The sequence below is a fragment of the Colidextribacter sp. OB.20 genome, assembly GCF_009911595.1.
Classification (GTDB): domain Bacteria; phylum Bacillota; class Clostridia; order Oscillospirales; family Oscillospiraceae; genus Lawsonibacter.
Window position 1 is genome coordinate 25,267 of record NZ_QWKG01000015.1, and the last position, 16,402, is coordinate 41,668.

Below are 16,402 nucleotides of genomic sequence, written 5' to 3' on the forward strand. Positions count from 1 at the left end.
AAGGGGAGCCCTATCAAAACGGGCGCACAATGTGCGCCCCTACAGAACGTATCAACGACCGGATGGGCCGGGAGCCTTGCCTCCAGTCCACCGGGGCCGTTAGGCATTCAGGAGGTTTTAACAATGAAAGTCAGACCGTCCGTGAAGCCCATGTGCGAGAAGTGCAAAGTCATCAAGCGCAAGGGCAAAGTCATGGTAATTTGCGAAAACCCCAAGCATAAGCAGAGACAAGGTTAATTGGAGGTGCTGTAAAAAATGGCTCGTATTGCCGGTATTGACCTGCCGAGAGAGAAGAGAATCGAGATCGGCCTCACTTATATCTACGGCATTGGGCGCACCAGCGCCAACAAGATCCTGGCCAAGGCCGGGGTAAACCCCGACACCCGCGTGAAGGACCTCACCGAGGAGGACGAGGCCAAGCTGCGGGAGGTCATCCACGACTACACCGTGGAGGGCGACCTGCGCCGCAACGTGGCGATGGACATCAAGCGGCTCACCGAGATTGGCTGCTATCGGGGCATCCGCCACCGCAAGGGGCTGCCCGTCCGGGGCCAGCGGTCCAAGACCAACGCCCGCACCCGCAAGGGTCCCAAGCGTACCGTCGCCAATAAGAAGAAGTAAGGAGGGATACACATGGCTGCGAACAAAGGTAAAAAAGTGGTGCGCAAGCGCCGCGAACGCAAAAACGTAGAGAGGGGCCAGGTGCATATCCGCTCCTCCTTTAACAACACAATGGTCACCGTGACCGACGCGCAGGGCAACGCCCTGTCCTGGGCCTCCTCCGGCGGCCTGGGCTTCCGCGGCTCCCGTAAGTCCACTCCCTACGCCGCCCAGAGCGCCGCTGAGACGGCTGCCAAGGCCGCGATGGAGTATGGCCTGAAGACCGTGGAGGTCTACGTGAAGGGCCCCGGCCAGGGCCGTGAGGCCGCCATCCGGGCGCTGCAGGCCGTGGGCCTGGAGGTCACCCTCATCAAGGACGTGACCCCCGTTCCCCACAACGGCTGCCGGCCCCCGAAGCGCCGCCGTGTCTGATTGAAGGAGGTTTTGACAGATGGCTAGAAATATGCAGCCCATCGCCAAGCGGTGCAAGACGCTGAACCTGTCCCCCGCCGCCATGGGCTATGCCAAGAAGACGACCAACCGCAACCCCAAGGGCCAGATGCGCAAGAAGCAGTCTGAGTACGCCATGCAGCTGACCGAGAAGCAGAAGGTCAAGTTTGTCTATGGCATCATGGAGAAGCAGTTCCATATGTACTATGAGAAGGCCTCCCGGATGCAGGGCAAGACAGGCGAGAACCTGCTCACCCTCATCGAGCGCCGGCTGGACAACGTGGTGTATCGCCTGGGCTTCGCCATGACCCGCCGTGAGGCCCGTCAGCTCACCACCCACGGTCACTTCACGGTCAACGGCCAGCGGGTGGATATCCCCTCCTTCCTGGTCAAGGTGGGCGACGTGATCGAGGTCCGGGAGAAGAGCCGCTCCTCCGTCAAGTTTAAGCGCCTGACCGGCGAGGACGCCCCTGTGGTCAACGTGCCCAAGTGGCTGGACCGCAACAAGAATACCCTCCAGGGCACCGTCACTGCCATGCCTACCCGGGATGACATTGACTTCCCCGTGGAAGAGCACCTCATCGTCGAGCTGTATTCTAAGTAATTTCTGGTTTTGGGTATTGCCTGTAGGGGCGCACACCGCGCAGCCGTTGGCGGTCTTGCCGCCATACGGATATGGGCGGGCATGTCCGCCCCTACAGAGTGCGTAGGGCGCGACGACCCCGGCGCGCCGCTTTAGGGGTCCTATGAATCCGAGGAGGACGGCGGGCCGAGTCGTCCCGCCCTACAGACAGATATCCAAAAGATTCCAACACAGACTTAGACAACCCTCAGATATTGGTGAGCTGAATGAAGCGGCGCGAGCGCGCCGCCGAGAAAAGGAGGGTATCCCAGCATATGATAGAAATTGAAAAGCCCCGCATCGAATGTGTGGAAAATCCCAGCGACGCCTCCTACGGCAAGTACGTGGTGGAACCGCTGGAGCGGGGTTATGGCACCACCTTGGGCAACTCCCTGCGGCGGATTCTGCTGTCCTCCCTGCCCGGCACTGCGGTGACCTCCATCAAGATCTCCGGAGTCCAGCACGAGTTCACTACCATCCCCGGCGTCAAGGAGGACGTCACCGAGATCGTCCTCAACGTGAAGAGCATCATCGCCAAGCTGTACAGCGAGGGCACCAAGACCGTCCATATTGAGGCCGCCGGGGAGTGCGAGGTTACCGCCGGCGACATCAAGGCGGACGCCGATGTGGAGGTCCTCAACCCCGAGCTGCACATCGCGACCCTGGGGCCCGAGGCCAGCCTGTCCATGGAGCTGACTATGTCCCACGGCCGGGGCTACGTCCCCGCGGACAAGAACAAGCCCGCCCAGTCCATCATCGGGGTCATTCCTGTGGACTCCATCTATACCCCTGTGCGCAAGGTCAACTACACAGTGGAGAACACCCGCGTGGGCGACGCCACCGACTATGACAAGCTGACCCTGGAGGTGTGGACCAACGGCACCATCGACGCCCGGGACGCCGTCTCCCTGGGAGCCCGCATCCTGTGTGACCACTTCACCCTGTTCACCGACCTGTCGGAGACCATGGGCAGCCGCTCCACCGTGGTGGAGAAGGCCGAGACCCAGCGGGACAAGGTCATGGAGATGACCATCGACGACATGGACCTGTCCGTCCGCTCCTATAACTGCCTGAAGCGGGCCAACATCAACACGGTGGAGGACCTGATCTCCAAGACAGAGGAGGAGATGATGAAGGTCCGGAACCTGGGCCGCAAGTCCCTGGAGGAGGTCATCAACAAGCTGTCCATGATGGGCCTGTCCCTGGCCAGCGAGGAGAATAACTGATAGTAGGGGGCGGTCTCCGTGCCGCCCCTCCGGTAAAATAGAACGGGGCGGCGCAGAGGCCGCCCCCTACCTGGGGCAATCCGGCAGTAAGTAACGTTCCTTGCCGGATACAGATAAAAATCTGTCCTGTTTTGGTGTCCTGGACCGTCTCCCGGTCCGAATGAACGAATTTAAACGGATCTCGCCACGCGAGGTCGAAGGAGTGTTTACCATGTCTCAGAAGAACCGCAAGCTGGGCCGTACCAGTGACCAGCGCCGGGCTATGCTCCGCGCCATGGTCACCTATCTGCTGGAGAACGGCCAGATCAAGACCACCGTCACCCGCGCCAAGGAAGTGGCTCCCGTGGCCGAGAAGATGATTACCTTGGCCAAGACCAACACCCTGGCCTCCTACCGTCAGGCCCTGTCCTACATCACCAAGGAGGATGTGGCCAACAAGCTGTTCAAGGAGATCGGGCCCAAGTACGCCGACCGCAACGGCGGCTACACCCGTGTGGTCCGCATCGGCCCCCGCCGGGGCGACGCCGCTGAGATGGCGATCATCCAGCTGGTGTGATAAATCGCAAAAAACCCGCCGAGAGGCGGGTTTTTCTTTGTTATAGGGCGTAAGGCGGGCCGGGCGGGATTTTATAGTCGACGCACTTGAGAAGAGGTAAAAAGGAGGGGAGGAAAAATGGCGCGGGGCAAGGCGGAGGATGCAGGCTGGCTGACGCCCGCCAAAGACGACAACGCCGCCCTGTGCCATTTTGGCCGCCGAACTTTACCGATTTTCAAGTGTGTTGACTATATGCCATGGCCTGACCTTCATGCCTCTGAGCGTGGGCCTTGATCTTCTCAAAGGTCTCGTCGCTCAGGTCGTGCTCCATTTTGCAGGCGTCGGCGGCAGCGGTCTCCTCGCTGACCCCCAGCGCCACCAGAAATTTGGTCAGCAGCTTGTGGCGGTTGTAGATGCGCTGGGCGATCTCCTCCCCAGGGGGCAGGAGGGTGATAAAGCCGTCGGCGTCCATCTCAATGTAGCCGTTCTCCCGAAAGCGCTTCATGGCTACGCTGACGCTGGGCTTGGTCAGCTCCAACTGACGCACCACGTCGATGGAGCGTACCGCCCCCTGGCGCTCCCGCAAAATCAGAATCGCCTCCAGGTAATCTTCCGCTGATTCGTAAATGTTCATCAAATACACTTCCCTTAATTCCATAGAGTATCACAGCCTGAACAAAAAATCAAGATAGTTAAAATAGGGGTTGACAAAAATGGTTAGCTATATTAAACTGAGCAATAGAAGATGGTTAGTAAAAACTAACTAACAAAGCGGAAGGGGGAGGTAACATGCCACGAGGGTATTGTCTCCGGTGTGGGCGCGGTGTTGGGCTTTGTGCCCAATCTGTAGGCCGGAGATCAGGGAGAGAGGCAGACCCGCGGCCTGACCGCTGTGAGACGAGGAGGAGCATATGACGTTTGGAGAAATTGTAGTTGTGCTGGTCCTGATTGCTATCTCGGGGCTGGCGGTCCGCTCGATGTGGAGAAGCCACAAGACGGGCGGACACTGTAACGGTGATTGCGGCCATTGCGGCGGCTGTCATAAATAGGCCATGGAGAGACCGGCCCCATCCAGGGGCCGGTCTCCCTTCTATTTGGAAAGCGCAAAAAAAGCCAAGTGCCGATTGACACAGGCGGATAGATATGGTAAAAGTAAAATGGGAAGATTTCGGGAAAAGTATAAAAAAGGAGAAATAGACGAGTATGAAAATTTTAGAAATGCTGGGCGTCTTTGGCGGCCTGGCGCTGTTCCTGCACGGGATGCAGATGATGAGCTCCGGCCTGGAGGCCGCCGCCGGCGGCCAGATGAAGAGCATTATGGAGCGGCTCACTGCCAACCGCTTTCTGGGGGTGCTCACCGGCGCCTTGATTACCGCCGCTGTCCAGTCCTCCTCGGCCACCACGGTGATGGTGGTAGGCTTTGTCAACGCCGGCATGATGACACTGAATCAGGCGGTGTGGATTATCATGGGGGCCAACGTGGGCACCACGGTAACCGGCCTTCTCATTGCCCTGGACGTGGGGGCGCTGGCTCCGGTCATCGCCTTTGCCGGCGTGTTCTTGATGGTCTTTGTAAAAAAGATCAAATTACAGCACATCGGCCAGATTTTGGCCGGACTGGGCATCCTGTTCATCGGAATGGACACCATGAGCGCCGCCATGGCCCCCCTGCGGGAGCTGCCTGCCTTCCTGCACCTGATGTCCACCCTGTCCAACCCCCTGCTGGGCATCCTCTTCGGCGCGATGTTCACCGCACTGATTCAGTCCTCCTCCGCCTCGGTGGGCATTCTCCAGAGCCTGGCCGCCGCGGGAGCCATCCCCTTCTCCGGGGCGGTCTTTGTCCTGTTTGGTCAGAACATCGGCACCTGCATCACCGCCGTTATCGCGGCCCTGGGCACCAGCCGGAGCGCCAAGCGGGCCACCTGCATCCACCTGCTGTTTAACGTCATCGGCACGGCCATCTTTACCGCCGCTGTGCTGGTGCTCCCCATCACCTCGATGATTGAGGGGGCGGTAGCCAGCCCCAAGGGGGAGATTGCCGTGATGCATGTGGTCTTTAACCTGGTGACCACCCTGCTGCTTCTCCCCTTCGGCAATCAGCTGGCCCGGCTGGCAAACCTCCTTCTGCCCGACCGGGATACCGCCCAGGAGGGCGGCGAGACCATGCGCCTGGCCTATCTCACCCCCCTGGTGGGCGGCGGCAAGGACGGCGGCCTGGGCGTGTCCGCCATTGTGGAGGACCAGCTGCGCAGCGAGCTGCGCCGGATGCTGGAGATGGCCCGGCAGAATGTGGATACCAGCTTTCAGGCCGTGCTGGCCCGGGACACCGCCCCTCTGGACCGGGTGGAGAAGCGGGAGGAGTATATCGACTTTTTGAACCGGGAGATCTCCCGGTATGTCTCCCGCCTGATCGCCATCGAGACCAACGAGCGGGGGTCCAAGGTGGTGAGCAGCTTCTTCACCATCTCGGGCAACATCGAGCGTATCGGCGACCACGCTGACAACCTGGCCGGATATACCCGGATGTTGGCGGAGCATGAGATTGTCTTTTCCGACAGGGCCCGGGAGGAGATCGGGGAGATGCGGGATATCTCCCTGCGGGCGGTGTCCGCTCTGTTTTCCGGGGAGGCGGGCACCCCTCCGTGGCTGGCCCAGGTGGCCAAGCTGGAGCAGAGGATTGACGACATGACCGACGGCTTCCGCCGGGAGCAGCTGGCCCGGATGCGGGGCGGAAGCTGCTCTGAGGAGGCCTGCATCCTCTTTTCCGAGCTGCTCACCGACTTCGAGCGTCTTGGTGACCACGTCCTCAACATCGCCCAGGAGCTGACCAAGGCCCAGACCACCCTGTAAGCGCCAAAATCTCCTTGCGGTTTTCTGCCCCGTCCTGTATAATAAGAGCAGAAGCAGCGGAAAATCAGAGGAAAGGGAGTGTCACCATGAACAGCAATCTGGCATATCAGGAGGACCTTTGGGACGAGATGATCGGCGGGAAATTTGTTGCCATGTCCCCGAGGCCGTCGGTCAATCACAGCCATGTAGCATTTAATATTGCCCGCATTTTTGCTGACTACCTGAAAGGAAAGCGCTGCACCCCCTTCGCGGACGGGGTGGACCTTTATTTGACAGAGAAGGACCGCTTTGTCCCGGATGTGATGGTAGTCTGTGATCCGGATAAGATTAAGGCGGACGGAGTCCACGGCGCGCCCGACCTGGTGGTGGAGGTGCTGTCCCCCAGTACAGTGAAGTATGACCGGGGGCACAAAAAGGAGGTCTACGCCCGGTGCGGGGTCCGGGAATACTGGATCGTCAGCCCCGGTGACCGGACGGTTGAGCGGTATGTTCAGGAGAATGGGCAGCTGGTCCTCTGCGACGGCTATGGCCTGGAGCTGGAGGCCATTCTGAACAAGATGACCCAGGAGGAGCGGGACGCTATCCCTACCGAGTTCAAATGCAGCCTGTTTGACGATCTGACCATCCAGGTGGCAGATATTTTCGAGCGCGTGATATAACAGAAAACCGGCTCCCTGATGGGAGCCGGTTTGTCATTGCCTTTTAGTAGGCCACACCCCAGAGGATGGAGTGCTTGGCGGGCTTTCCGCAGCACACGCAGGTATCGGCCACGTGCTCCTGCTCCAGGGGCATGCAGCGGGAGGTGACCCCGGCCTGCTCCTTCATTTTCAGCTCGCAGTCCAGCTCGCCGCACCACATGGTTTTGGCGAAGCCGCCCTCGGCCTGGATAAACTCCCTGACCTCCTCCAGGGTGAGGCAGACCTTGGTGTGATCCTCCAGATTCCTCCTGGCCCGGGCGTAGAGGCTCTTGTGGATCTCGTCCAGCAGCCACTTCACGTCCTCCTCCAGCTGGTCCAGAGGGACGAAGGTCTTCTCCCCGGTGTCCCGGCGGCAGATGCAGCACTGGTTCCTCTCCATGTCCTTGGGCCCGATCTCTACCCGCAGGGGCACCCCCTTCATCTCATACTGGGCGGCCTTCCAGCCCATGGACTGGTCGGAGTCGTCCATCCGCGCCCGGATGCCCGCCTTCTTCAGCCGCTCCAGCAGGGCGGAGGCGGCCTCCAGGACGCCCTCCTTGTGCTGTGCCACAGGGATGACCATGGCCTGGATGGGGGCGATGCGGGGGGGCAGGACCAGGCCGTTGTTGTCGCCATGGGTCATGATGATGCCGCCGATCACCCGGGTGGACAGTCCCCAGGAGGTCTGGTGGGGGTGGTGGAGCTGGTTGTCCTTGCCGGTGTAGGTGATGTCAAAGGCTTTGGCAAAGCCGTCGCCGAAATAGTGACTGGTGCCCGACTGGAGGGCCTTCCGGTCATGCATCATGCACTCCACCGTGTAGGTCTCCTCAGCGCCGTTGAACTTCTCCTTGTCTGTCTTCCGGCCCTTGACCACCGGCATAGCCAGCACGTTCTCCAGGAAGTCGGCGTAGATGTTCAGCATCTGCTCGGTTTCCCGGCGGGCGTCCTCCTCGTCCAGGTGCATGGTGTGGCCCTCCTGCCACAGAAACTCTCGATGGCGCAGGAAGGGACGGGAGGTCTTTTCCCAGCGCAGCACGGCGTTCCACTGGTTATACAGCTTGGGCAGGTCCCGGTGGGAGTGGATGATGTTTTTATAGTGCTCGCAGAACAGGGTCTCGGAGGTAGGGCGGATGCAGTACCGCTCCTCCAGCTTCTCGCTGCCTCCCATGGTCACCCAGGCGCACTCGGGGGCGAAGCCCTCCACATGGTCCTTCTCCTTCTGGAGCAGGCTCTCGGGGATGAGAACGGGCAGATACACGTTCTCGTGTCCCGTCTCCTTGAACCTCCGGTCCAGCTCCTTCTGGATGTTTTCCCAGATGGCGTAGCCGTAGGGGCGGTAGATAAACATGCCTTTGATGGAGGAGTAGTCAATAAGCTCAGCCTTGGTGCACACGTCGGTATACCACTGGGCGAAATCTACCTCCATATCGGTGATCTGTTCCACCTGCTTTTTGTTTTCAATGGCCATATCGTCTCAGTCCTTTGTTATAAAATGGATTGGAAGCATCTTAAATAACTATTCTATAGACATGGAGGGAGAAAGTCAAGAGAAAGAGGCAAAAAACCGCCTCCCCGGGAGGGGAGGCGGCCGGGTTTTATTTGGCGTAGGTGCCGGAGTAGTCGATCATGACCTCATCCAGCTTCTGCCAGCCAGTTTCCACCAGGGAGTAGTAGCCGTCGCTGTCCTTCTTCAGCTGGAGCATGATGACCTGGTCCTCGCCATAGGTCAGGTCGTCGATGAGGTCCTCCAGCTCATCCAGCAGGGCCAGGGCGTACTTCTCGTCCAGGGCCTGATACTCCTCGTCGGAGAGGGCGTCCAGCTGCTCCTGGGTTGTGACGCCGTTGGCCTCCAGAAGGTCATACCAGCTCTGTTCCATAAAGTCCTCGGTGAGCAAGGGGATGACCTCGATAGGGGAGACGGTGACCTCCACGGCCAGATCGCCGCTTTTCAGCTTCTCCGCGTCGGCCACGGTGTATTTGGCGTGGGAGTAAATCTTGGCGACGACCTCCTCCGCCCGGTCGTAGACCGCGTCGGTGGGCATATCGACGGGCAGCCAGCTTTCCACCAGGATCTCGGCCTCCCACTCTACGTTGTTCTCATACTGCTTCTTGGCGTCGGCCTCGGTCATGTCGTGGACCACGTCGATGTAGGCCTGGTCGAAGGTGCCCAGGTAGGTGGCGTCCAGCTCGCCCTTTACATAGACGGTGGCGTCCTTTGTCGTGCTCTGGCAGCCGGCCAGAGCCGCCAGAAGGGCGGCGGCAGCTGCCGCCGCAAGCATGCGTTTCCATTTACCCATAGATGAAAGTCTCCTTTTCTGTTCTTGATCTGGAGGGATTGCTCCAGCCGATACTCCTTATTTTAAGACGGTCTTGGGGGAAAGTCAATCTTGCCGGGGAAATTTTATTGTGATATACTGAGCGGAGACAGAAGGGAGGAATCGCTATGGATGCCCAGCAGCGCAGACAGGCCATCGCCCGCCGGCTGGCGGACAGCAGCGGCCCGCTGAGCGCAGCCGCCCTGGCCAGGGAGCTGTCGGTGAGCCGGCAGATCATTGTGGGCGATGTGGCCCTTCTCCGGGCGGGAGGGCTGGACATCACCGCCACCCCCCGGGGTTACCTTCTGCCCCATCCGCCCGCCGGGATGATATGCACCTTCGCCTGCCGCCACCGGGCGGACCAGATGAGCGAGGAGCTCAACGCGATGGTGGACCAGGGGTGTACTGTGCTGGACGTCATTGTGGAGCACCCGATCTATGGCCAGCTCACCGGCCCGCTGCGGCTGTCCAGCCGATATGAGGTGGAGCAGTTCGTGGCCCGCTGCCGCCAGGAGGCCGCCGCCCCCCTGTCTCAGCTCACCGAGGGGGTCCACCTGCACACGGTGCTCTGCCCCGACCAGGGTGCTGCCGGCCGGGTGCGGGAGGCGCTGGAGAAGCTGGATTTTCTTTATCGGTGAAATACCCCTTTTTCTTGACGGAGGGGCGGGAAGACGGTATGATTGGAAAAGAGAAATAAGGAGGAGTCATCTATGACATATCAGGAAGTTTTGGAAGCTGCCCGGACGTGCAGCGGGCCGTTCTGCAAGGCCTGCCCGGTGTGCAACGGGCGGGCCTGTAAAAATACCATGCCCGGCCCGGGGGCCAAGGGCTCAGGTACGGTGGCCGCGCGCAACTACGACGCCTGGCAGGATATTTGTCTGAACATGGACACCATCTGTGCCAACGGCCCGGTGGACACCCGGTTTACAATATTCGGCCAGACCTATGAGCTGCCCGTCTTTGCCGGCCCGGTGGGGGCGGTGAAGCTGCACTACGGCGACAAGTTTACCGACCTGGAGTACAACGACATTCTGGTGCCCGCCTGCGTCCAGGCCGGCATCGCCGCCTTCACCGGCGACGGCACCAACCCCGACGTCTTTGCCGCCGCCGCCAGGGCCATCGGCGCCAACGGGGGCAAGGGCATCCCCACGGTGAAGCCCTGGGACCGGGATACCCTCTTCGCCAAGCTGGACGCCGCCAAGGAGTCCGGAGCCCAGATGTTCGCCATGGACATCGACGCCGCCGGCCTGCCCTTCCTGAAGGGCCTCCAGCCCCCCGCCGGGTCCAAGACGGTGGATGAGCTGCGGGAAATCATCGAGTACGCCAGGGTGCCCTTTATCATCAAGGGGATCATGACCGTCAAAGGAGCCCGGAAGGCTTTGGAGGCCGGGGCCGCCGGAATTGTTGTCTCCAACCACGGCGGCCGGGTCCAGGACGGCGTCCCCGCCACCGCCGAGGTCCTCCCCGCCATCGCCGAGGCTGTCAAGGGGCAGATGACCATCCTGGTGGACGGAGGTATCCGCTCCGGCGTGGACGTGTGCAAGGCCCTGGCCCTGGGGGCAGACGCCTGCATCCTGGCCCGGCCCTATGTCACCGCCGTCTACGGCGGCGGAGCCGAGGGCGTGAAGGTCCTGACCGATAAAATCAGAACCGAGCTGGCCGATACCATGGCCATGTGCGGTGTCCACTCTCTGGGGGAGATTTCCAGGGAAATGATTTTCTAACACCGGCGGCCCCCTTCGCAAAGGGGGCTCCCGGCGAAACCGGGTGGGGGTTTTCTTCAACGACGCTAAAGGAGAAAACCCTCCACCACCGCCTTCGGCGGCGGTTCCCCTCCCTTGTAAAAGGGAGGCTTTTTCTTTTTCCTGCAACATTTTGTTCTCCTCAAACGTCTATATCATTGAAAGGAGGTGGCCTCATGTCCCAGAGATCCAACCGGCCGGTGGATTGGGAAAGCCTTGTCACTGAAAACGAAAACCGCCTGTACCGGGCGGCCCTGGCCATTTTGGGCCACCCCCAGGAGGCGGAGGACGCCGTCCAGGACGCATTTGTCCGGTATCTGGAAAGGGCTCCGGAAAATCTGGAGCACCCCTCCGCCTGGCTGATGCGGGTGCTGGTCAACGGCTGCAAGAGCCGGCTGCGGCTGGCCTGGCGGCGGGTGGGCCCCCTCCCGGACACTCTGCCCGCTCCCGGCCCGGAGGAACAGGAGGAGCTGGAGGAGCTGTTTTCCCTCCCGCCGGAGGACCGGGCGGTCATTCACCTGCACTACTACGAGGGCTACTCCACAGCGGAGATCGCCAAAATGCTGGGCTGTCAGCCGGGGACAGTGCGCTCTCGGCTGTTCCGGGCCCGGGAGCGGCTGAAGAAATTGATGGATCTGTAGGGCGCGACGACCCGGCGCGCCGTTTTAGGCCGATCATGTAGGGCGGCGAGCCGGGGTCATCCCGTCCTGTAGATGGAGGATGACGCGGGCGGATGATATCCGCCCCTACAGGCGGCGGGCCGAGGTCGTCCCGCCCTACAGAATTTGCGACAATAAGGAGAATGCTGATGAATAATTACAGTTCGTATATGAAACGGCAGGAAATTTCTACTGAGACTCACGAGAGACTGCTGAATCTTGGGCCTACCGGGCGGCGGCGGAGCCCTGTCTGGGCCAGGTACGGCGCTCTGGCCGCCTGCGCCGCCCTCATCATCGGGGTGGGGGTGTGGCGGCTGGCCCCCGGGCGGGCCCCGGCGAACGACCTGAAAAGCGCCGCCCAGTTTGCCCCCGGCTATGAGCCCAAACCGGGGGAGAAGGATGTGGTGGGGCCGGAGGACCTGGCCCCAGGTTCCTCCGCTGCGCTTGATGGCCTGCCCGCGCTGGACTCTGACTACAAATCCGATGGGCTCCCCAGAATTAACTACGGCCTCAGCGCGGAAGAGAGCAGAGAGTCAGCAAAGATCTCCATGGACTATGCCGCTCCGGAGGACTCCACCAGCCGGGAACTGACCCGGGATGATGTGATTGCCCTGGCGGGTGGAGCGGAAGCCTTGGAACAGTTGGGCTGGGGCGGATTTGAGTTTACCGGGAGGATCATTTTCGACGGAGACGGCAAGGTGTGGCAGATGTTTCTTGCTGGAAAGCAGGATGATTTCTTTTTCGAGCTGGAGCTGGCCCCGGACGCCATCCCCCTCACCTGTGTGATCACTGAGCCCCACGCTGTGACCGAGGTCTGGGGGGTGGAGGTGACTGCCCGCCGCTCCGGTATCCACGGCGAGGGCCCCGACCGGGAGGTGTGGATGCCTGAGAGCCGCGAGGTGGAGTTCATCGCCAACGGTGTGGGATGCCGGTTTACCCTCTATGGCCTTGAAGGCCAGGGCGGTGAGGTGGAGGAGATGGTGTCCCGGTTTGTCCAGCAGTCTGTTTTGGAGGGACTCTATCTACAAAATGTAATATGAGGAGGAATTATCACATGAAACGGTATCTTGCGGCTGTATTGGCCCTGATTTTGGCTCTGGCTCTGGTGTCCTGCGGGGCTCAGGCCGTCGGCGGCGCTTCGGAGCCGGGGAGCGTCCCGGAGCCCCTTCCCAAGGCGGACGTCTCCCAGCCTGAGGAGCCCGACCACAGCCACCAGCCGGCGGAGGGTGACAACATCCTTCCCCACGAGCCGATGATCTACTGCGGCAACACCATCACCGAGGTGACCGAGAACGGCCGGCTGGTGGACGACCCTAAGGCGGCCTCCTTCTGGGGCGGCGACTCCGTTGCCCTCACCGACCTGCTGATCCATCTGGACTACAGCGAGGGGATCTGCCGGTGCCTGCCCGAGTATTTGGTGGAGACGGAGTTCAGCGAGGAGCCCTACGGCGTCAACCTGTCCGAGAGCTACGCCCGCTGTGGGGACAGCCAGGCGGAGCTGACCCAGGAGCAGGTGGAGCAGATTCAGGGCATCCTGGACCGGAACCTTCCCGATTGACATAATTCTTAACTTTTTATGAATTGCGGATTTTTCTCTTGCCGAAGGGGGTCGAAGTGAGTATACTTGAGAGGAATAAAATCGGGGAGGGACCCCTTTGGAAGAGAAATATCTGAATATGTCCCGCCGTTCCCCGGGCCGGCGGGAGGCCCCCGCTCAGCGGCGCTCCGGACATCGGGAGGAGCCTCCCAGACGGAGCGCGTCCGTCCGGGAGCGGGACAGCGATTGGGACGACTGGGGCGGCGAGCCGCCCAGACGGAAGAAGAGCGGCGGGGACTGGGCAGTGTCGGCCCTGATGAGCTTTTACAAGGTGCTGGTGGTGCTGTCCATCATCATTGTGGCGATATATGTGGGCAGCAAGGTGCTGATCCGGGCCCCCGGACAGGAGGACCTGACGCCTCCTCCGCAGACCAATACCCCCTCCAAGGGGCAGGACGTGAGCGGCGGCAGCGCCAGCGCGGCGCCTCCTGCCGCCCCCAGCCTGGAGCAGCGGGAGCTGGTGTATAACATCTTCCTGGCCGCCACAGACAAGGGCGGGAGCCTGAGCGACACCATGATGGTCATGAGCTATGACATCAAAAACCAGACCGTGGGGGTGATCTCCATCCCCCGGGATACTCTGGTGGCCCGGAAGAGCGGCAACCCCCGGCTGGTCTATGGCAAGGGGGGGCTGGAGCAGCGGATGGCCGACGTGTCTGACATGCTGGGCATCCCCATCCACTACTACATCAAGGTGAATCTCAAGGGCTTTATCTCGCTGGTAGATTATCTGGAGGGGGTTGACATCAATATCCCCTGTAATATGGACTACGACGACCCCTATCAGGACCTGCATATCCACTATAAAAAGGGACCGGCCCACCTGAACGGCAAGCAGGCCATGGAGGTGGTCCGGTTCCGGAAAAACAACGACGGCAGCGGCTACTCCGACGTGGGCCGCACCGAGACCCAGCAGCTGGTGCTGGTGGCCCTGGCCAAGAAGGTGCTGTCCTGGAACAGCATTACCCGGGTCAACGGCTTTGTGGAAATCTTTAATGAGAGCGTGGATACCAATCTCACCCTGAACGACATGCTCTACTTCGCCAAGGAGGGCATCAATCTGGACCCCTCTACCGCTGTGGAGACGGCCACCCTGCCTGGACGGGGAGACGGCGTCTACCGGGGCTATAACTACTGCTATGAGCTGGACCCGGAGGGGACGCTGGACCTGGTCAACCGCTTGGTCAACCCCTACACCAGGCCCCTCACCCTGGAGGACCTGAACCTGGCCAAGGCAGAGAAATACCATTGAGCACAAAAAATCCCGCGGTCGAAGGACCGCGGGATTTTTTAACCCTTCATGGCCGTTCCGTTGAGGACGGCCTCGGCCAGCCGGTCCCCCTCGTACCGCACCTTCAGGGAGAAGAAGGGCGCGTCCTGCCGGATCAGGTCCAAAAAGATGGCGTCCCCCTCCCAGTGGGGAAGCTCCAGCAGACGCTCCTGGGGCAGCCACTCCAGCACCCCCTCGTCGCACTCCCGCAGCTCGCCGGTGAAGCCGTCTGCGGTGAACAGGTGCATATACTCGGTGGGCCAGCGGTCGGAGACGAAGGTGACAATCCCCCGATAGCGCCAGCTGGTGAGCTTTAGCCCGGTCTCCTCGAAAACCTCCCGGAGCAGGCAGTCCTCAGGGCTCTCCTTGTCCAAAAATTTCCCGCCGACGCCAATCCACTTGTCCTTGTTCAGATCGTTCTCCTTCTTCACCCGGTGGAGCATCAGGTAGTCGTTCCCCCGCTGAATATAACAGAGCGTCGTGTTAATCATACCACTTCTTCTTTCCCAGGGAGCAAAACGCAGTTTTGCACCAAAGTTTTCTTTCTTTTGCTTCTTTTCTTTCTTTTTTAAAAGAAAGAAAAGAAAAACGCTCACGCCTCAATCAGCTCCACATCCACCGTAAACTCCTCCCCGTCCCGCAGACAGGTGAGGGTGACGGCGTCCCCGGCGCCCAGGCCCAGCTTCAGCCGGGTCAGGTCCTGGAGGCCGGTGACGGGCTGGCCGTTGGCGGCGATGATGATATCTCCCGCACGCAGGCCCTTGGTCCAGGCGTCGCTGGATTTCTCCACGCTTTGAAGCTGCACGCCGCCCTCAGGCACGGGCTTGGTGTAGACCATGAAGCCGAATACGCCAGCCTTGATCTCCTCACCGGCGATCAGGTGGTCGGCCACGTACTTCACCCGCCGGGAGGGGATGGCGAAGCCTAAGCCCTCAGCGGAGCCGTCGTCTGAGACGATCTTCACCGTGTTGATGCCCACCACCTGGCCGTACTGGTTCATCAGCGGGCCGCCGGAGTTGCCAAAGTTGATGGCGGCGCTGGTCTGGATCAGAATCATGGTGGTGTCGTCCACCTGTACCTCCCGGTCAAGGGCGGAGACGATGCCGTCGGTAAAGGTGCTCCGGTAGCCCAGAGAATCCCCCAGGGCGGCTACCGGCTCGCCGATGCGCAGGAGATTGGAGTCGCCGAATTGGGCGGGGATCAGGCCATCGGCCTCCACCTTGAGAACGGCCAAGTCCTCCACCGGGTCGAAGCCTACCAGGCTGGCCTTCAAAATCCGGTTATCGTAGAGGGTCACCTGCACGGACCGGGCTCCGGCCACCACGTGGGCGTTGGTGATGAGATAGCCGTCTTGGGTGAGGACCACGCCGGTGCCCGAGCTGTAGCCCCGGTCGAGGGCGGACTCAATGGATACGGTGGAGGGGGCCGCCTGCTGGTAGATCTGAATATAGTCCAGCTTCTCACCCTGGCTGGGCAGGAGGGAGAGGGTCACGCCCGTGCCGGTGTCGGCCTGGGCGATGGAGGGCGGAGTGCGGTCGTACTCCTCGTCCTGGCGGACCTCCTCCCCGATGGAGGGGAAGCGGTCCTGGACGAACAGCTTCTGGTTAAAATACCGATCCAGCAGGACGACGGAAAGGCAGACCACCAGAACCAGCGACGCGACGCCCACAAAGGCGGGCCATCGGCGCCGTTTCCGCCGGGCCCGCAGCACAGGGCGGCGGGAGACACTGGCCACCGGAATGCGGACGGCGGGCGGGTCAGGGAAGTCGGGGGAGGGCTGCTCCCAGGGTCCGCCCTGCCACAGGCCGTTTTGGTTGTCCATTATGACACCCCCATTGGAATAGGCGTAGGGGCGGACA

The 16,402-nt window shown here is 61.2% G+C and carries 20 protein-coding genes; 15 read left to right on the plus strand and 5 right to left on the minus strand.

Features of this window, described 5'->3' with window-relative positions; genetic code table 11:
- The first annotated feature begins 123 nt into the window (after nucleotides 1–123).
- From rpmJ to rplQ, 6 genes are all read left to right on the plus strand, one after another.
- Nucleotides 124–237: a 50S ribosomal protein L36 gene (rpmJ, locus tag D1641_RS04610; protein WP_008982609.1), complete on the plus strand. Its 114-nt coding sequence runs from the start codon at nucleotides 124–126 to the stop codon at nucleotides 235–237.
- Between the two features lie 18 nt (nucleotides 238–255).
- Nucleotides 256–621 (plus strand): 30S ribosomal protein S13, encoded by a 366-nt coding sequence (rpsM, locus tag D1641_RS04615; RefSeq protein WP_160637773.1) that lies wholly within the window; start codon nucleotides 256–258, stop codon nucleotides 619–621.
- Between the two features lie 12 nt (nucleotides 622–633).
- Complete coding sequence (rpsK, locus tag D1641_RS04620; RefSeq protein WP_160663226.1) at nucleotides 634–1,032, plus strand: 30S ribosomal protein S11; 399 nt, start codon at nucleotides 634–636, stop codon at nucleotides 1,030–1,032.
- Nucleotides 1,033–1,051: 19 nt separating this feature from the next.
- Nucleotides 1,052–1,654, plus strand: a complete 603-nt coding sequence (rpsD, locus tag D1641_RS04625; protein ID WP_160663227.1) for a 30S ribosomal protein S4 — start codon at nucleotides 1,052–1,054, stop codon at nucleotides 1,652–1,654.
- Nucleotides 1,655–1,947: 293 nt separating this feature from the next.
- Complete coding sequence (locus tag D1641_RS04630) at nucleotides 1,948–2,898, plus strand: DNA-directed RNA polymerase subunit alpha (RefSeq protein ID WP_160663228.1); 951 nt, start codon at nucleotides 1,948–1,950, stop codon at nucleotides 2,896–2,898.
- A 211-nt stretch (nucleotides 2,899–3,109) separates the two neighbouring features.
- Nucleotides 3,110–3,454, plus strand: coding sequence for a 50S ribosomal protein L17 (gene rplQ, locus D1641_RS04635; RefSeq protein WP_160569793.1), 345 nt, complete (start codon nucleotides 3,110–3,112; stop codon nucleotides 3,452–3,454).
- Nucleotides 3,455–3,668: 214 nt separating this feature from the next.
- Here rplQ and D1641_RS04640 read toward each other — a convergent pair whose 3' ends face one another.
- Entirely contained in the window at nucleotides 3,669–4,067 is a 399-nt protein-coding gene (locus D1641_RS04640) for a metal-dependent transcriptional regulator (RefSeq protein ID WP_160663229.1), read from the minus strand.
- Between the two features lie 277 nt (nucleotides 4,068–4,344).
- Between D1641_RS04640 and D1641_RS04645 the strand changes: the two genes are divergently transcribed.
- The 3 genes from D1641_RS04645 to D1641_RS04655 all read left to right on the plus strand — a co-directional run bounded on the left by D1641_RS04645 (nucleotide 4,345) and on the right by D1641_RS04655 (nucleotide 6,942).
- Nucleotides 4,345–4,482, plus strand: a complete 138-nt coding sequence (locus tag D1641_RS04645) for a FeoB-associated Cys-rich membrane protein (protein WP_160663230.1) — start codon at nucleotides 4,345–4,347, stop codon at nucleotides 4,480–4,482.
- A 154-nt stretch (nucleotides 4,483–4,636) separates the two neighbouring features.
- Nucleotides 4,637–6,283 carry a Na/Pi cotransporter family protein gene (locus D1641_RS04650; protein WP_160663231.1) on the plus strand — a complete coding sequence of 549 codons (1,647 nt, stop codon included), beginning with the start codon at nucleotides 4,637–4,639 and terminating at the stop codon, nucleotides 6,281–6,283.
- 86 nt (nucleotides 6,284–6,369) lie between these two features.
- The gene (locus D1641_RS04655) at nucleotides 6,370–6,942 is read left to right on the plus strand and encodes a Uma2 family endonuclease (protein ID WP_160663232.1); all 573 of its coding nucleotides are present in this window, start codon (nucleotides 6,370–6,372) and stop codon (nucleotides 6,940–6,942) included.
- A gap of 43 nt (nucleotides 6,943–6,985) precedes the next feature.
- Here the strand turns inward: D1641_RS04655 and proS are convergent, their stop codons facing one another.
- Both proS and D1641_RS04665 read right to left on the minus strand, forming a co-directional pair.
- On the minus strand, nucleotides 6,986–8,428 hold the full coding sequence (gene proS / locus D1641_RS04660) for a proline--tRNA ligase (RefSeq protein ID WP_160663233.1): 1,443 nt from the start codon (nucleotides 8,426–8,428) through the stop codon (nucleotides 6,986–6,988).
- 127 nt (nucleotides 8,429–8,555) lie between these two features.
- Complete coding sequence (locus D1641_RS04665) at nucleotides 8,556–9,257, minus strand: hypothetical protein (protein ID WP_160663234.1); 702 nt, start codon at nucleotides 9,255–9,257, stop codon at nucleotides 8,556–8,558.
- A gap of 146 nt (nucleotides 9,258–9,403) precedes the next feature.
- Between D1641_RS04665 and D1641_RS04670 the strand changes: the two genes are divergently transcribed.
- The 6 genes from D1641_RS04670 to D1641_RS04695 all read left to right on the plus strand — a co-directional run bounded on the left by D1641_RS04670 (nucleotide 9,404) and on the right by D1641_RS04695 (nucleotide 14,525).
- Nucleotides 9,404–9,913 carry a transcription repressor NadR gene (locus tag D1641_RS04670; protein WP_201757243.1) on the plus strand — a complete coding sequence of 170 codons (510 nt, stop codon included), beginning with the start codon at nucleotides 9,404–9,406 and terminating at the stop codon, nucleotides 9,911–9,913.
- Nucleotides 9,914–9,985: 72 nt separating this feature from the next.
- On the plus strand, nucleotides 9,986–10,999 hold the full coding sequence (locus D1641_RS04675) for an alpha-hydroxy-acid oxidizing protein (RefSeq protein WP_160663235.1): 1,014 nt from the start codon (nucleotides 9,986–9,988) through the stop codon (nucleotides 10,997–10,999).
- A gap of 194 nt (nucleotides 11,000–11,193) precedes the next feature.
- Nucleotides 11,194–11,658, plus strand: a complete 465-nt coding sequence (locus D1641_RS04680) for an RNA polymerase sigma factor (RefSeq protein WP_160663236.1) — start codon at nucleotides 11,194–11,196, stop codon at nucleotides 11,656–11,658.
- A gap of 167 nt (nucleotides 11,659–11,825) precedes the next feature.
- A complete protein-coding gene (locus tag D1641_RS04685) occupies nucleotides 11,826–12,716 on the plus strand; it encodes a hypothetical protein (protein ID WP_160663237.1) in 891 nt (296 codons plus the stop codon).
- Nucleotides 12,717–12,730: 14 nt separating this feature from the next.
- Nucleotides 12,731–13,234: a hypothetical protein gene (locus D1641_RS04690; protein ID WP_160663238.1), complete on the plus strand. Its 504-nt coding sequence runs from the start codon at nucleotides 12,731–12,733 to the stop codon at nucleotides 13,232–13,234.
- A gap of 97 nt (nucleotides 13,235–13,331) precedes the next feature.
- Nucleotides 13,332–14,525, plus strand: a complete 1,194-nt coding sequence (locus D1641_RS04695; RefSeq protein ID WP_160663239.1) for an LCP family protein — start codon at nucleotides 13,332–13,334, stop codon at nucleotides 14,523–14,525.
- 38 nt (nucleotides 14,526–14,563) lie between these two features.
- On the opposite strand, the gene D1641_RS04700 is transcribed toward D1641_RS04695, so the two are convergent.
- The gene (locus D1641_RS04700; protein ID WP_160663240.1) at nucleotides 14,564–15,034 is read right to left on the minus strand and encodes an 8-oxo-dGTP diphosphatase; all 471 of its coding nucleotides are present in this window, start codon (nucleotides 15,032–15,034) and stop codon (nucleotides 14,564–14,566) included.
- 101 nt (nucleotides 15,035–15,135) lie between these two features.
- The gene (locus D1641_RS04705; protein ID WP_160663241.1) at nucleotides 15,136–16,365 is read right to left on the minus strand and encodes a trypsin-like peptidase domain-containing protein; all 1,230 of its coding nucleotides are present in this window, start codon (nucleotides 16,363–16,365) and stop codon (nucleotides 15,136–15,138) included.
- Nucleotides 16,366–16,402: the final 37 nt, after the last annotated feature.

Excerpts from the sequence above, each read along its gene's own strand:
- rpmJ (WP_008982609.1), top strand. The coding sequence starts at position 124 with ATGAAAGTCAGACCGTCCGTGAAGCCCATGTGCGAGAAGTGCAAAGTC.
- D1641_RS04705 (WP_160663241.1), bottom strand. The coding sequence starts at position 16,365 with ATGGACAACCAAAACGGCCTGTGGCAGGGCGGACCCTGGGAGCAGCCC.
- D1641_RS04630 (WP_160663228.1), top strand. The coding sequence starts at position 1,948 with ATGATAGAAATTGAAAAGCCCCGCATCGAATGTGTGGAAAATCCCAGC.
- rpsD (WP_160663227.1), top strand. The coding sequence starts at position 1,052 with ATGGCTAGAAATATGCAGCCCATCGCCAAGCGGTGCAAGACGCTGAAC.
- rpsM (WP_160637773.1), top strand. The coding sequence starts at position 256 with ATGGCTCGTATTGCCGGTATTGACCTGCCGAGAGAGAAGAGAATCGAG.
- proS (WP_160663233.1), bottom strand. The coding sequence starts at position 8,428 with ATGGCCATTGAAAACAAAAAGCAGGTGGAACAGATCACCGATATGGAG.
- D1641_RS04690 (WP_160663238.1), top strand. The coding sequence starts at position 12,731 with ATGAAACGGTATCTTGCGGCTGTATTGGCCCTGATTTTGGCTCTGGCT.
- D1641_RS04640 (WP_160663229.1), bottom strand. The coding sequence starts at position 4,067 with ATGAACATTTACGAATCAGCGGAAGATTACCTGGAGGCGATTCTGATT.
- D1641_RS04665 (WP_160663234.1), bottom strand. The coding sequence starts at position 9,257 with ATGGGTAAATGGAAACGCATGCTTGCGGCGGCAGCTGCCGCCGCCCTT.
- D1641_RS04680 (WP_160663236.1), top strand. The coding sequence starts at position 11,194 with ATGTCCCAGAGATCCAACCGGCCGGTGGATTGGGAAAGCCTTGTCACT.
- D1641_RS04685 (WP_160663237.1), top strand. The coding sequence starts at position 11,826 with ATGAATAATTACAGTTCGTATATGAAACGGCAGGAAATTTCTACTGAG.
- D1641_RS04670 (WP_201757243.1), top strand. The coding sequence starts at position 9,404 with ATGGATGCCCAGCAGCGCAGACAGGCCATCGCCCGCCGGCTGGCGGAC.
- rpsK (WP_160663226.1), top strand. The coding sequence starts at position 634 with ATGGCTGCGAACAAAGGTAAAAAAGTGGTGCGCAAGCGCCGCGAACGC.
- D1641_RS04650 (WP_160663231.1), top strand. The coding sequence starts at position 4,637 with ATGAAAATTTTAGAAATGCTGGGCGTCTTTGGCGGCCTGGCGCTGTTC.
- D1641_RS04655 (WP_160663232.1), top strand. The coding sequence starts at position 6,370 with ATGAACAGCAATCTGGCATATCAGGAGGACCTTTGGGACGAGATGATC.
- D1641_RS04675 (WP_160663235.1), top strand. The coding sequence starts at position 9,986 with ATGACATATCAGGAAGTTTTGGAAGCTGCCCGGACGTGCAGCGGGCCG.
- rplQ (WP_160569793.1), top strand. The coding sequence starts at position 3,110 with ATGTCTCAGAAGAACCGCAAGCTGGGCCGTACCAGTGACCAGCGCCGG.
- D1641_RS04645 (WP_160663230.1), top strand. The coding sequence starts at position 4,345 with ATGACGTTTGGAGAAATTGTAGTTGTGCTGGTCCTGATTGCTATCTCG.
- D1641_RS04700 (WP_160663240.1), bottom strand. The coding sequence starts at position 15,034 with ATGATTAACACGACGCTCTGTTATATTCAGCGGGGGAACGACTACCTG.